The sequence below is a fragment of the Stieleria magnilauensis genome (assembly GCA_007753675.1).
GTDB classification, from domain to species: domain Bacteria; phylum Planctomycetota; class Planctomycetia; order Pirellulales; family Pirellulaceae; genus Stieleria; species Stieleria magnilauensis.
Genome location: CP036432.1, coordinates 482911 through 498535, shown reverse-complemented (window position 1 = coordinate 498535; position 15625 = coordinate 482911). Strand labels below are relative to the sequence as shown.

9 protein-coding genes are annotated in these 15625 nt (G+C 57.3%); 2 read left to right on the top strand and 7 right to left on the bottom strand.

Annotation, left to right across the window (positions count from 1 at the left end):
- Window positions 1-2: 2 nt before the first annotated feature.
- The 6 genes from TBK1r_RS01875 to TBK1r_RS01850 form a co-directional block, all read right to left on the bottom strand.
- Window positions 3-2771, bottom strand: a complete 2769-nt coding sequence (locus TBK1r_RS01875) for an O-antigen ligase family protein (protein WP_419580876.1) — start codon at window positions 2769-2771, stop codon at window positions 3-5.
- Between the two features lie 176 nt (window positions 2772-2947).
- Window positions 2948-3979, bottom strand: a complete 1032-nt coding sequence (gene gmd / locus TBK1r_RS01870; RefSeq protein WP_145207268.1) for a GDP-mannose 4,6-dehydratase — start codon at window positions 3977-3979, stop codon at window positions 2948-2950.
- An 84-nt stretch (window positions 3980-4063) separates the two neighbouring features.
- Complete coding sequence (locus TBK1r_RS01865) at window positions 4064-5032, bottom strand: GDP-L-fucose synthase family protein (RefSeq protein WP_145207267.1); 969 nt, start codon at window positions 5030-5032, stop codon at window positions 4064-4066.
- 126 nt (window positions 5033-5158) lie between these two features.
- Window positions 5159-6568, bottom strand: a complete 1410-nt coding sequence (locus tag TBK1r_RS01860; protein ID WP_145207266.1) for a UDP-glucose 6-dehydrogenase — start codon at window positions 6566-6568, stop codon at window positions 5159-5161.
- 44 nt (window positions 6569-6612) lie between these two features.
- Window positions 6613-7197 carry a transcription termination/antitermination protein NusG gene (gene nusG / locus TBK1r_RS01855; protein WP_145207265.1) on the bottom strand — a complete coding sequence of 195 codons (585 nt, stop codon included), beginning with the start codon at window positions 7195-7197 and terminating at the stop codon, window positions 6613-6615.
- 527 nt (window positions 7198-7724) lie between these two features.
- Complete coding sequence (locus TBK1r_RS01850) at window positions 7725-9308, bottom strand: MraY family glycosyltransferase (protein WP_145207264.1); 1584 nt, start codon at window positions 9306-9308, stop codon at window positions 7725-7727.
- Window positions 9309-9720: 412 nt separating this feature from the next.
- Between TBK1r_RS01850 and TBK1r_RS01845 the strand changes: the two genes are divergently transcribed.
- Complete coding sequence (locus TBK1r_RS01845; RefSeq protein WP_145207263.1) at window positions 9721-10821, top strand: hypothetical protein; 1101 nt, start codon at window positions 9721-9723, stop codon at window positions 10819-10821.
- Between the two features lie 206 nt (window positions 10822-11027).
- A complete protein-coding gene (locus tag TBK1r_RS01840; RefSeq protein ID WP_372895840.1) occupies window positions 11028-12317 on the top strand; it encodes a polysaccharide biosynthesis/export family protein in 1290 nt (429 codons plus the stop codon).
- 165 nt (window positions 12318-12482) lie between these two features.
- Here the strand turns inward: TBK1r_RS01840 and TBK1r_RS01835 are convergent, their stop codons facing one another.
- Complete coding sequence (locus tag TBK1r_RS01835) at window positions 12483-15608, bottom strand: right-handed parallel beta-helix repeat-containing protein (protein WP_419580874.1); 3126 nt, start codon at window positions 15606-15608, stop codon at window positions 12483-12485.
- Window positions 15609-15625 lie beyond the last annotated feature (17 nt).

The following is a 15625-nucleotide window of genomic DNA, read 5'->3' as shown; positions in this document are numbered from 1 at the left end:
TCTCAAACGTCGTGTTCAGTCCTTGATTGCGGCACGGACCGTTCGGATTCGATGGAGCGAAGGAGCTCGAATAATCGCTGGAAACGGGAGTCCTCCGGAAACAGTTCACTCCCCCGACTTGCTTCCACCTTGGCATCAGCCGACCGTCCGACCTGACGCAATTGCAAAATGTAATCGAGTAAGAAAGCTTTGTTCTCCGGCGCGACACGTGTCGATTGCTGGAGCCGATCCAAGCCGATGTCGGTGTCGCCTAAAGCGATCGCTACAAGTCCGGCCAACCGCAGGCAGGATGCTTTTTCCACTCGCACCTGACACTCATCGCATTGCAGCAAGGGCAACGATTGCTTCATAAACTCGGCCAGCCGGTCCCGGGTGCCTTGTTGCGATCGATCACGTGATTGCGCGTCGCTGATACCGTCATACAACGACAACGCATGTGCGATAGCCCGCCGTCGTGCCGGCGCAGACGATGCAACGGCTTGGTCCAAAGAAGCCCCCTCGCATCGCAATGCAATGTCGATGGCTTGCGGAGCAGTCTGAATGCGGAGATTCGATGCCGTGCGACAAGCGAACTCGACGAACGGCACCTCCTGGTGGTTTGCAGCGATTTCAGCGAGCCGAATCAATTGTTTCGGATTCCGGTTCTGCAGCCTACCCAGTTGATCAATCATCTCGCGCGTCGCGACTTCATCGCCATGGGCGAAATGAAGATAAATCAACTCCGCCCTGGCGTTGATCGACAATGGGTTCAGGGATGCGAGTTGGACCGCACTGTCAACAGCGGCCAGGTAGTCGTCACGAATGTCGGGGGCGAGCGACGGTACGGTTCGCTTTCCGCGTCGTGTCGCCGCGTAAGCTTCAGCAAACTCGAGTTCCGATTCCGCAACAAGACTCTCGATTTCTCTAAGTCGGGCGATCTGAAATCGCGTTCGGCATTGCTGGTACAGCAATGCCGCCGTGGGATTCTTCTTGACTTGGGCGGCGATACGATCCTCGGACGAACGGAGTTGGTCAATTTCCAATTTGATCGAATCAAATTCGGTCAGCGACCGCTGCGCGACCGACTCCGACGCCGCGTCGCTGTGCAACACCGGCAGGGAGAGCAGACTGAGCACCGCGAGCACAAGCCCCCAGACAACCTTGATTGCAGCGTCTGGTAAACGAAACGGAAAATGTTTGTAAAACTTGCGAGACGCGTGTTCCTGATCGACGCCTTGATCGGCAACAAACGCTATCTCGCCAGAACGGTCGGCGACGGGTTTGCGAGTCGTGTTGGTGCGTCCAATCCCACTTTGAGCATTTCGGCTCGACACCAGTGCGGATCGAGTCACGACGATGGATGCAAGGATCGCAAACAGATAGGCATTGGCCGACAGAATCAGTCCAAAATCGAGGCACTGACTGATGGCCGTTACGACCAGGACGTACAGCCCCATCGTGCCCATCGCTTGATCAGACTCGTCCTGGGACGATTGCAGCCGACGACAAGCGTTTACAATCATCAGCATGATGGCAACCACGAACAACAGGCCGATGACGCCCTGCTCGACGAAGACTTCAAGCCAAAGGTTATCGGCGTGTTGGAACCACAGCTCACCACCAGAATCCTGAAACGGCAAGTAAGCGAACCCGTACGTGCCTAACCCGCTCCCCAACGGCAGATACTCCAATGACGCTCGCAACCCATCCCACCAGTGGTTAACACGTGCATTACTGAGCGCGTGCTCGATGGTGTTACCCGAAGACGCATCGGTCGCACGGCGGATTGCATTGAAGCCGACGTTGGGGGTGAGGACGACGATGACCGCAATCGTCATCGGTATCACCATCATCGCCAAGGTGACTGCGAAGCTTCGTAAACGCGAGCGAAACCCGATCGCGATGAGGAGTGCAAGTGCCATCGCCAGAACGCCACCTCGTGATCCGCTGGTCATGACCCCGACCAAGTTCAGCGTCACGCAGCCAAAAACCATCCAGCTTTTTGGATCCGCCGCCCAGTCGATCGCCGTCATCGAGGTCGGCCCAAAATTCCCTCGACATCGTTCCGCATGATGTTCAAGGGCCAACCCCAAACTGGCTGCGAGTCCTAGATTCATGAACAAAGCAGCGTTGTTTCGATTGATGAACCCACCAAAACCGTGGCCAACGGTAAAACCTGTGATCGCAGGAAAAAGAATACACGCCATTCCATAGATGGCGTGAAGCGACGTGCCGATGGCGATGGCGACCAGAATTAACTGCGTGAGTCGTCGAGTTCGGACCAGTTCAATCGCCATCCACATCAGCGGCAATAACATCACAAAAAATGCAACCGCATGCCGAGTCTGAGACACAATGATGGAGATCGGAGCACTGGGTCGGTCCGCCGGCCCTGTGATCGATAGCGGAGCGTCTAGCCAGTGGGTGTAGGCATCGTAGGAACCCGCGCTGGCCCAAGCCACAGTATTGTCAGACAGCGGAACAGTTTGGCAGTAAAGCAGTGCAACCCACGCGGAGACAACGTAAAGCAGAGCGTAGGACGGGCGTTGACGAACGCTGGAGCTCTCTTCACCACTTAGGCATCGCGACCCGATCATTTTGCCGGCCGCCAAGAGAGCCAGGAAAGCGACGGTGAGCGTCACAATCGCAAGTGCCGAGCAATACTGTGTCCACGCAAGGTGCCCGCCGAAGTCAAAACTGACAACGACAGGGATCAATGCGAGCAACACCGAAAAGACGCTCAGCATCGCCAAGTGAAGCGATTGGGCTCGTGGTGTCTTGAGACGCTTCACGTGACGATTTGGAAAAGCGGACGTCCGACCGAGCATGCTGCTTGATCGACGAGCAGTGATCGATCTCGCGTCAGTACCAGCAACCCACGTTCACCCACGTTGCAGTGTGACGTCATCAATGCGGTCGCTGACCAACCGAAAGGCCGCATCGATCAACGGAGTGTTTGGAGACGAGTTCACGAAGTCGCGCGATGCACCGCTTCGTTTCTCGCCAATTCCAAATCGTGGTCGACCATCAGTTTGGCGAGTTCTTTGCAGCTGGTTTCGGGTTGCCATCCGAGCACGTTTTTGGCTTTGCTGTAGTCGCCGAGCAAGAGATCCACTTCGGTCGGACGGAAATAGCGTGGGTCGGTTTCGACGTAGTCTTTCCAGTCCAGCTCGAGGTGTTCGAAGGTGTAATCGAGAAACTGACGGATCGTGTAGGTTTCGCCCGACGCCAAGACATAGTCATCGGGCGTGTCGTGCTGCAGCATCAGCCACATCCCACGCACGTAGTCCTTGGCATAGCCCCAATCCCGCTTGGCGTCCAAGTTGCCCAAGTACAGTTTGTCTTGCAGCCCCAGTTTGATCCGCGTCGCCGCACGCGTGATCTTCCGCGTCACAAACGTCTCTCCACGACGAGGCGACTCGTGGTTGAACAGAATTCCGTTGCAGGCAAACAGGTCGTAGGCGTGGCGATAGTTGACCGTCTGGTGAAACGCATATACCTTGGCACAGGCGTACGGGCTTTGCGGTTGAAACGGCGTCTTTTCGGTTTGAGGCGTCTCCAACACATCGCCGAACATTTCGCTGCTCGATGCCTGGTACACCCGAGTCGGCTTTTTGCGGTTCAGTTGGCGGGCGGCTTCGAGCACGTTCAACGCCCCGACGGCCGTCGTCTGGACGGTATAGACCGGGCTGTCGAACGAGACCCGGACATGTGACTGGGCACCCAGATTGTAAATCTCGTCGGGCTCGATGTTGAGAACCAGATTGGTCAGATTCTGTCCGTCGGTCAGATCGCCATAGTGCAGAAACAACCGCGCGTCGGCGTTGTGCGGATCGGTGTAAATGTGTTCGATCCGATCGGTGTTGAACGTGCTGCTGCGACGCACGATGCCATGCACCACATAGCCTTCCTCCAGCAACAACTCGGCCAAATACGATCCGTCTTGGCCGGTGATTCCCGTGATCAGTGCCGTCTTTGAATTGCCTGATGCGTTGCTCATGGTTCGTTTCGCCGTCGAATTGATAGCAAGAATGTGTGGTTTTTGGATACGGCGGGGCGCGTCACGTTTGTGCCGCCGGACAGGTCAGACTGCCCGCAGCGCGCCGGATTGGCTCGCACGTAAAAAGTCTTCGTAGGTTTTTCGGACGCCGGTTTCCAGATCAATGCGCGGCTGCCAACCCGTTGATTTGATCAAATCGATGTTGGTGCGTTTGACCGGGGTGCCGTCGGGCTTGGAGGTATCCTGAGAGATTTTACCGTCGAATCCGGTCGTTTCGGCAATCAATTCGGCCAATTCCCGGATCGAAATGTCGGTTCCGGTGCCGACATTGACCAGATTTGGCGGCTGGTCCAGATTGACCAGGTGAATCAGCCCGCGGGCCAGATCATCGACGTGCAGAAATTCGCGTCGCGGTGTGCCGGTCCCCCAGACCACCACTTCATCCAAACCGTCACGCACCGCTTCGTGAAAACGACGAATCATCGCCGGCATCACATGTGAGTTTTCCGGATGATAATTGTCGCCGGGGCCGTAAAGATTCGTCGGCATGGCGGAATGAAACTTGACACCGTATTGCGTTCGGTAGTGCTCACACAGTTTCAATCCGCTGATCTTCGCCAACGCATACGCTTCGTTGGTCGATTCCAAGGGACCGGTCAGCAGACAGTCTTCGGGCATCGGTTGGGGAGCCATGCGGGGGTAGATGCATGTGCTGCCGAGAAACAGAAATCTGGCGGTGCCAAACCGATACGCGGCATGAATCGCGTTGGCCGCCATCATCAAGTTGTCATAGATGAATTCGGCCGGATAGGTGTTGTTGGCGTGAATGCCTCCAACCTTGGCCGCCGCAAACACGACCACATCGGGCCGCTCGGCGTCGAAGAATGACTCAACGTCCGCTTGCCGGATCAAATTCAATTCGCTCCGGTCGCGGGTGATCAGGTCATCGTCATTGATGCCGAGTTGTTGCAGATGACGAACAACCGCGGCGCCCACCATCCCACGATGACCGGCGACATAGATTCGTCCCTTGGGAAGTTGTTCCGAAGTCATTGGCTGAAACGATTGCGTTAGGTCAATTCGCGAAGCCACTACGACTTCGGTGTGCGAAAGGTCATCAAGACGAAAACGAAAGCCGGGATGACTTTCGCGGCAGAGGTACTGATCGGATCGAAAGGTTTAGAATCCGATCCCGTGATACTCGAATCCCTTGGCCTTGAGCCCCAGGTCTTTCAGTCGGTTGCGGCCGTCGAACACGAACGCCGGCTTTTTCATGGTTGAATAAATCGCTTCAAAATCGGCGTCCGCGAATTCATCCCATTCGGTCAAGATGGCGATGGCATGGGCGTCACTGGAAGCTTCTTGAGCGCTCGAGGCGAATGTCACGTGTTGTTCGATCAGTTCGCGTTTGGCTTCACTGATTTTGTTGTCGCCCTCGGTGAACACGTATTCCAAATCGTTCAGGATTTGATGCTCGCTGACTTGCGGGTCGTAGATGCAAAGGCGGGCCTTTTCCAACAACAGGTCGCGGCAGACATAGATGGATGCCGATTCACGCGTGTCGTTAGTATCTTTCTTAAACGCGAATCCCCAAATGCCGATCTTCTTGTCCGAGACGGTGTTGAACATCGTTCGAACCATTCGCGTGACGAAGCGTTGTTTTTGGTGATCGTTCATCCGAACGACTTGTTCCCAGTAGGCTGCGACTTCGGGAAGACCGAAGTACTCGCACAGGTAAACCAGGTTCAGAATGTCCTTCTGAAAACAGCTGCCCCCGAAACCGACCGAGGCTTTGAGAAACTTGGGTCCGATGCGAGAATCGGTTCCGATCGCTGCAGCCACTTCATCGACGTCCGCACCGGTTGCTTCACACAGGGCGCTGATGGCGTTGATGGACGAGACGCGTTGGGCGAGAAACGCATTGGCTGTCAGCTTCGAAAGTTCGCTGCTCCACAAGTTCGTCGTCAGCAAGCGGGCCCGTGGCACCCAGTTGGCATAGATGTCGACAAGCGCTTCGATCGATTCAGGACGTTCCCCCCCGATGAGCACTCGATCGGGTTCCAGCAAGTCTTCGATGGCCGTCCCCTCGGCCAGAAATTCTGGATTGCTCAAAACGTCGAAGGTCGCGTTGTTGGCCGTGTTGGACAGGATCCGTTTGACCGCTTCGGCGGTACGCACCGGCAACGTCGATTTCTCAACCACGATCTTGTGGCCTTCGGAAACCTCGGCGATGCGTCGGGCACATTTCTCAACGAACTCAAGGTTCGCCGCTCGACCGGCCCCGACACCAAACGTTTTGGTCGGTGTGTTGACCGAAATGAAGACCATGTCGGCGGCGCGAATCGCCTGATCGATCTCGGTCGTAAACGTCAGATTCTTGCCGCGGCTGGAATGAACGATTTCGTCCAAGCCCGGTTCGTAGATCGGCAGACGGTCTGAATTCCATTGCGCAATCCGATCGGCGTTGATGTCGACGACCTTGACATCAATATGAGGGCACTTGTGTGCGATCATTGCCATCGTGGGGCCGCCGACATATCCGGCTCCGATGCAGCAAATCTTAGAAACGGGATCGATCGTTGTTGTCATCGTTTGTCCATCGCGAAAGGAGATTCAAAGACCAGTAGCGGAATTCAGGCGTCGCTGCCTTGGGGTTCGGGGGCACTGCCGAGTGGTTCCAATTGGCAATCGTCTAATTTGACGCTGACGCCTTGGTCCATGAATCGGACCGAAACCAGCAGTCGAGTCTCTTGATCGCGGCGAATCACCACGCCTTCGAACCCTGCGAAGGAACCGTTCTTGACGCGAACCTGCTGTCCCGGCTGCAACCGACCTTCTACCGAAAGCGGGACGCCGATGTCGACCAGCTCGCTAATCTGGGTCAAATCGTAAATCAGCGGCTCCACATCGGTGATCTCGGTCGCCTTTTGGACACAACCGGTACAGATCGACTGGTAGCGTGATTCATCACCGCCACAGAGAAACACATAGTTGTTGAACAGCGGCACGTAGCTGGTTCGGATGCGACCGTTGGGAGAGCGCCGCCGTTGCTCGATCTGGGGACCGTAGTGCGGGACCTGCAACTGGCGGAGCTGACGCATCAGTTGCTTCTCTTGCCGCGACTTGGTGTAAAGCAACCACCAGCGGGAGAGTTTCGCTTGGTCGGACGCGAGCAGATCGTCTGGAAATCGATCGGGTTCTTTCGCGAGTATTGGCATTGGGATCACCCCCGGTGATGTTTGGGCGGGTGGACTGGAAATGCGATGGACGTAGTTTGAACGAGGCGGCGGAGATTGTTAAGTGAAGGGGCGCTGCGATTAGCGCGGACTTCGTCCACGTGGGTGACACACAGCCCTTGGATGGGGGTAGCGTGTGATTACCCGACCTTTGTTTCCATCGTGTATTGGGCCGATCTACAACGACAAGTTTGCGTAGTCGGCCGATTTTGCCTGTCGGCTACAAATTGTGTCGGCGTAACAGCCAGACTTCAATGAGCAACCCGACCGCCGAACCCATTCAATCCCGCCTTCGATGTGCAGCGAAACGCTTTTGATTGCTGTGCCGATCGTGCGGGAATGACCCCCAACTGAGGTGCGAGTCTCGGCGTCCCGGTCCTTTAGGATTGTCCCAGAGACCGGTGAACTGGAGAAGGACAGGGGTGAAGATACCCAGCGGGGTTTTCGTCGACATGCCGTGCTCAAGTGTGTCGAACGAATCAAAGAGCCGGTTCAATCGTGGCGAGAGATCAGTGACGGCTGGGCACAAGCGGCGGACCCGCCGTGCGCTCGGTGTCAGCGTACCGGGGTGCCGGCACAACTCCGACCACTCGGACATCGGCGGGTGTGGCGTGCTGCCGTTCCAGTTCGGCGATGATCAACTGAATCTGCGGCTCAAGGTCCACCAACCTTAAACTCAAATCCGCGATTCGTTCATGAATTCTCGGCGACGTGGCGGAGGCGACGACATGAAGCGTCCCGATATTCACCGTGTTTTTACTGCGACCGACCGTGATCACGATGGGCCATCGGACTTGCACCTGTTTGTCTCGATCGGGCATCCGAACGTCTGACCAACTGGCGTGATAGCCTTCGTGCAGCCACGACAAATTAAGATCAATGCTGATCTTGGCCAGGTTGTGGATCTGGGCAAAATCCACCAGCGGCTCCCAAATCAGATTCCAGTCGCCGCTACCTTGCAGCGGCAAACAACGGTGATTCTTTTCGAGCGAAGATTGCCGCGGCGTGATAAAGAACGATCGCGTCATGTGCGAGGCTTTCATCATCAACAGCTGACATTCCGCGTGACCGAATGAACGCGTCACCACGAGGAACGTGCCGGCAAGGATCATTCCGAGCAACGCCAGCCAAGGCATGGAGTAGTGGGCCGATGCAATCGCGAGAACCGTGGTCAATGAGCAGAGGCCGGCGACGATGAATAGCATGCCGAAATGCCCGTATTTTTTCTGCAGCAGGTGGTGTAGGTGGGCGCGATCGGTCGCGTAAATGCTTCTGCCGGTCAACCAGCGGCGGGCAATGGCGGCGGCGGAGTCAAACAGCGGTACTGCCAGGATGGCGACCGGCGCCGATGCCAACAATGTGGAACCTTTGACGCTGCCCCACACCGAGAGGACGCCGACCAGCAATCCGATGACCATGCTGCCGGCGTCTCCGAGGAAGATCGTTGCCGGAGGTTTGTTGAAAAACAGGAACCCGATCAAGCTGCCCGCCAGGCAAAAGGAAAAAATACACCCCAGCGGCGTGCCGTGTTCCCAGCTGAGGACTGCCAGGCCCAGACTGATGAAACATCCGGCGGTGGTCGCCACCCCGTCGGCCCCATCAATCAAATTGAGCGCATTGACGGCAACCAGCAACCACAGCACGGTGACGGGAAAGGCCAGCGACCCCAGGTAGATCTCAAAGCCCATCAGGCCGATCTTGTCGACCACCGTGCCGCTGCCGACCAGTGCAGAGATGATCAGAATCTGAAGCAGCAGCTTTTGGCGTCCTCGCATCACCCAGGCATCGTCGATCAATCCGACGACCAGGATTGCGCCGGCGGCGAAGACCAACCCGTACCAACGCGACGTAACATATCCCAAGTCAAAGTCGCCGAAGGACCGGTCGTAAAGGATCGTGCTGACGAATCCCACCAACAGGGCGCCGAACACCGCCACTCCACCACACAGCGCAATGGGCTCTCGGTGAAGCTTGCGCTCGTCGTCAGGCGCATCGACCATTCCGACGCGGCGTGCCATGAAACGAACGACCGGGACCAGTACTGTCGCAGCAAGGATGGAGCAAAGGAGCGAAACCAGGGTCAACCAAATCATTGGTGTCTTATCATGCGGCTAAAAAAGTCGAAACGTCGAAGCTGACCGTTTGACTCGTCCCCCCCGTGGGGAAAACGTGTTGGTCATCACAGTTTACCCGACGATTACAGAAGCACTCAGTGTAAAAGGGAACCCGTTTTGGAGAATGCTTTGAATCTTCATTTTGGGTGTTCTTTGCAACGATCGGAGGGAAAGCCCGCCCGGATATCCCCTCCCGGGCGGTGGATTCATCACTAAAAGAACGGTCCACAAAGGCGATAGAACCCCTACAGCTGACGTTTCCGTCAGTTTTGGCTAAATCCTTTCGACCGTTACGGCGATAAACACCCCTAGGACGGTACGCCATGAACCGGTGGGCTGCCCGAAATGCTTGACCCAATTTCGAATTCCGCCAGCAGCCAAGGGGGGCCAAATGGCGATTCGTTCAACACGTGCGGCCAGCGCACCCGAACACCACCCGATTCCGTCGGGACGCAACTCCGAAACACCACCGCAATCGACCTGCGATCGCGGCGCACGACCGAAGCGTCGCAGGACGGCCCGGCGCCAGCTGCGATCGTTTCTCATTGCCGGGACCGCAGCTTTCATGCTCGCCGGCGCCTCGGGATGTTCGTTGGTCTCCAACGCATATCGACAGGTACGGAAAGCGGAGTACCTGGACGAGTTCATGCTCGCCCATCGCAACAAGGTCTTCGCGACAAAAGCTTGGTTGCGAGAAAAGCACTGCCACAAGAACCGTCCACACCTGGCTGAGTTCAAAGCAGGTTTCCTGGAAGGATACGCCGACGTGGCCAGTGGTTCCGACGGCTGCATCCCCTGTGTCGCGCCGAGCCAATACTGGGGGTGGAAATACCAGTCCCCCGGTGGACAGGCCGCGATCGACGCTTGGTTCGCCGGCTATCCGCTGGGAGTCAAGGCGGCCGAACAGGACGGCGTCGGGTATTGGGGCCGAGCCCCGATGGTGGCCCATCACCCGCCAGCCGCTGATACCGACACGATGCCCGAGAAAGCCGAGCCTGTGCTCGGTCCCGATGGAAAACCGATTCCACCGGAGATCATTGTCCCGGGATCGACGCGTATCATTGAGACGACAACGCCGTTTGAGTCGTTGCCGGCCGAAACGCTGACACCGCCGGCCATCGAGCTCGGCGAACCGGAACTCGATCCGGACACGTTTCGTGCCCCGGGAATCGGGGATGATGCCGCGTTGAAATCGAATTCCGATCGGCCGGGCACCGGCAGCGAGGTGGACAGCTTGGTCGATGCGGCGACCCTGGTGCCGCGTCAATCGTCAACCACCTACACCCTGGAAGACTTTGGTCGTCCGACCGGTTCCTTGGGTGAAGATGCGATCGAGGGGATTTTCGGTTCGATCGAAATGCCCACCCCTTCAAGTGGCGCCGCTTTGGAAACAAGTGCGTCACAAGCTCAATCAGGGCCTTCCCACAACGCTGACGCAGTCGTCGAGACGGCCAGTGCCGCCTCGGACGAGATTCCATTTAAGTTTGAATAGCAGCAGCCAGTGGTCGCTTCAATCCACGCTGAAAACCTACAGTGACGAGTGCAGGGATGAATAAAAGTATTACTAACTTGGGGCCAGTTCTGTCACGGACCGACGGACATGACCTCGGTGACCACCGAGTCTGCCGCGGCGGTCTGCTCGGATCCCTTCGCACTGGCCTTCGGTGTCTCAGTGCCAAGGCGGTTGCAGCCGTGCTGATGGCGGGCTCGCTGACCGGATGCTCCGCGTTGACACAGCCGATTGATGGTGTGCCCGCCGCTCGGCTGCCCCAACAGTACTTCGCCGAACCCAAAAACGATCTTGTACCGGTGGACATCTCGGCTCTGTCGCTCGAACCGCCGCGGGAATACTTGATCGGTCCAGACGACATCCTCGGTGTGTACATCGAAGGTGTGCTGCCGTTCAATCCGCCCAACGCACCACCGGAACCGCCGCCGGTCAACTTCCCCGATGCCGAAAGCACCTTGCCGCCGTCAATCGGATACCCGATCGCCGTGCAGGAAGACGGGTCACTGGCGCTGCCTTTGATCGAACCGCTGAACGTCGATGGGTTGACCCTCGATCAGGTCCGCGACGCGATTCGCGATGCCTACATCGATAACGATATCCTGCGGCCCGAGAAAGCACGTCCCATCGTGACCGTCATCAAAGAGCGGACGATCGATGTCATCGTCGTTCGTGAAGACGGCGGAAGCAGTGGAGGACTGACCAACCAGAGCGTCGGAGCCCAGTTCGTCTTGGGCGGAAGCGACCGCAGTGCGACCGGCGGACTTGTCAAACTGAGAGCCTACCAGAACGACATTCTGCACGCATTGGTTGAAACCGGCGGTCTGCCAGGCCTCAGTGCAAAAAATCAAGTCAAAGTGCTTCGTGCAAACGAAGAGAACAAGGCGGCGCGTGAAGCGTTCTTGAAGAAATTTCGGGCTCAACGGCAAGCGGCGATGCTTGACCCCTGTGCCTGCCTGCCGAAGTTGCCCGAGGATCCCAATATCTTGAAGATCCCGTTGCGGCTTCCGCCCGGCGAATCGCCCAACCTGACCCCAGAGCAAATCACTCTGAAAGATGGAGACATTGTTTACATCGAATCGCGAGCAACGGAAATCTTCTACACGGGCGGATTGCTACCCGGTGGCCAATTCCCCTTGCCGCGTGACTATGACCTCGACGTCCTCGGAGCGATGGCTCTGGCCGGACAAGGCGTCTATGGATCAGTAGGTCGCGGCGGAGGAGGAGGAATCGGAGGCATCGGCGGACAGATCGCGACGATTCCACCGGGCCGACTGTTCATCCTTCGAAAAACCGACTGCAACGGACAAGTCGCCATCGAAATCGACTTGACCAAGGCCATCAACGATCCCAAATCACGGCCGCTCATTCAGGCTGGCGATACGCTGATCCTGCAGTACAAGCCCGAAGAAGAACTGCTGAACTTCGGTCTGGGAACGTTCTTCACCTACGGGATTCAAGAACTGTTGCGGAACAACTAAACCGTCCGCAACCCGATCGTCCTCGCTTTACCGATCGCCGCGAAAGGCAACTTTCGCGGCGATCGTTCGTTGCAAACACGTCGTCTTTCGTGCAGGCCTGCGTCGACGCTCCGTGAAAGTTGACGCTCCGTAAAACAGGTCAGGTGCGTCTCTCCCCACGCCACGCTACCGCGCCACTTCATCCCATTTCAACACACGAATCGATCCGCTCGGTTCCATAAACTCATACGCCCCCATCTCATAACCCTGAAAGCTGGGGCGGGCATTTCCGTCCAGGTCAATCGAAACCAAACCCGCCAAGTCGGTGCCCGAATTGATTGCCGGTGAACCCATCGACAAATGAAAATCGCCCGTCGCTGGATCGGCAAACAGCGGCGGGTCATTGGTCTCGCCGATTCCCACGGAACTGTTGACGTAAGGGCGACGCAACGCATGAACCACGTTGTACTGGTGGTCGAACGTGCCGCCGGGCCGGGCGTTGTAGAGGCCAAAGTACGCCGCGTCGAAAATCGAATTGCGGATCGTGGTCGAGCCCTCGTAACGAATCAACCCGTAAAACTTCGCAGCGGCGACGGTCGTGTGCACGATCGAGTAATCCGCGTCGGTGGCCCGCAAGTAGATCCCGTAGTCCGTTCCCGCGATCACCGTGTTGGTGACCGCGCCCCGATCGGTCTGCAATGCGATTCCGTATCGCCCCGTACGGATCGTGGATTGAGAGACGTCACAACGGTCGCCCCTGGCCAGGATCGCCCAACTGCCTGTCAGCCGCGCGAACGCGCAGCCATGGATCGCCGCCGATCCACTTGCTTGGTAAATGCCGATGCTGGACAAATCCGCGACATTCAACGTGTCCACCGTCGCTCGGGTGTGATTCAACACGAGTCCCTGTCGGCCGTTCCGAATGCTGCTGTTGCGGATCGACACGGGCAACGGGTTCGCCGGATCGCCACGGACATAAACCCCAGCACCGGTTGCCCCCGTCACGACGGCTTTGGAGATCTGGACCGGCAGATTCGTCGTTCCAACGGCTCGCAGATAAATGCCATAGGCAGCGTCATTGAAACGGGAGTCACTGATATCGCACTCACCGTCCAGGTAACCCAAAACACCGTAACGCGTCGCGGTCAATGAACATTGCGCAATCGACAGGCTGCCGCGGGAGCAATACGCGGCGATTTCGTTGCCGGCAAGCTCGATGCCCGTCATGGTCAGCTTCTCTTTTTGGCACAGCACGCCATACTGGTTGCCGGTCATTGCGACATTCATCGCCGGCAGCAGCGTCAACGGTTGATCGTTCACCCGCAGGCCGTAACGGTTGTTGTTGAGCTCGAGATTGGCGGTGGATGACGGATCAAGCGTTGCCCCTGTCATCAGCAGGCCGTATCCGGTGTTGCCGGAAAGTTCGCAATCGCGGATCGCCGGGCGAAGGTTTCGTTTGCTGTAGACGTACATCCCGTGACCGTTGCGATTGGCAACACAGCGGTTGATTTGCACGCTCGCACAATCGTTCAGCACCACGCCGTAGGAACCGCAATCCGCCACCGCCAACCCGTCGATGTTGACGGCTTGCGACTGGTAAGCATAGAAACCGCTGGTCGTACCTTGTGCGGTCGTGTCGGTGACCGTGCAATCCCCGTAGTAGTCCGTGATCGGGTACTTGCAGGAATCGCTGGTGGTCACCTCGTTGATCGTCCACTTGACCGTGTTGGCGATCACGCCGCGGGGACAATTGCGAAACGTATGTTTGTCGGCCCCGTCATATGTCCAAGTGCCGCCACGGATGTAAAGCGCCGCGGCCGTATGATCTTCCGAGGTCAGTTTCTTCAAAACGGGAGCTGCTGCGGAGGTGTTGTGGACCATCACACCGTATCGCGAGTTTTCAAAACGACACTTTTCGACCTCAATGTCGTCCGAGCGGACGTACAACCCATAAGTGCATGCGTTGGCATCGGCGGGGTTTCCGTTGAATGTGCTGTCGGAAATGGTGGCCGACAGGTTGTCCGACAGGTAGGCGCCCATCTTATCGCCACCAAACGTGCATTTGTCGATCGAAACGCGCGTTCGATAGCTGACCAGCCCTCGGTTGTTGCCGCTCAAGTCCACGTCCGACAGGATCAGTTCGGCGTCCTCTCCCTTGGCGTGGTTGGAATAGATGGCGTAATCGTTGTCGACGAACTCGATGCGATCCTTCTTCGACAACGTCAAGCGTTTGTTTCCCGACCGTTGGTACAGACCGAATCGGTTCCCGCGCAACGTGACTTTTCGGAAATCATAATCGCCTTGGTGGGCGGTGATGCCGACGCGCATCGATTCGATTTGCAAATCAGAAAGCTCGGCTGATTTCCCGGTCGTGTCTCCAAGCGTGACGCCATAGTTCCCACCCCTGATCGTGCAGCGGCTCATCGAAAGCGACTCGCCATCGCAACGCGCCGCATAAGACGTCGTGTCCAGAAAGTTGCTGCGCGTGATGGCGGCTGATTTTAATGCCGTCCCATAAACACCGACCGTGCTGCCGTTGAACTCACATCGGGATACCGACAGTCCCGTGCGGACCGCGTAGACGCCACGTGTTTTCGTCGGTGCATCGCTGGCGTTGATCCGATCCGAAAAACGCGTACCGGTCACCGCCAGGGAATTCCCGTCGTATCCGATGCATCCGTATTGTGTCGCCATGAATTGGCAGTTGCTGACGTTGGCAGCTTCAATCCTGGTCGCGTAGACGCCGTACGTCACGCCCGTGAACGTGCATCCGCTGACATGCAATTGGTGCGTGCCCAGATCACGGAGGGCATAGGTCAGATCCTTGAAACTGCAGTTCAGATAGTATGCGTGTCCGGTCGTATTGGTGACCAGACTGCCGTAGCTTCTGCCGTCGAGTGCTGCATTGCGTTCGAAGTCGAACCCGTAAAACAAGACATTGCCGGTGTTGAAGACCCGCACCGTCCAGGTTTTGGCTTGGGGCCGGATGACGACCGATCCTTTGTCGCCCGTGTAAGTGCCCGTTTGGTCCGCGTACAGCACCAACCAAGCCTTTGACGTGGCGCCACCGCCACCCTTGATCACGACGTTTTCGTCATAGGTTCCCGCACCGACAAACAGAACGTCACCCTGTACGGCGATGGAAGTCGCTTTGGTGATGGTGCGAAACGCTTGGTTGCGATGGGTTCCCGGGTTGCTGTCGTTGCCGGTCGCGCGGACGTAATAGTTGGTCGCCTGGGCCGTCGTGATCGGCAACAGCGCGAGGAATCCGATCAGGATCAGTGGTCGACAACGTGGAATGCAGTGCGTCACGGGATTGGGCCGGTGAA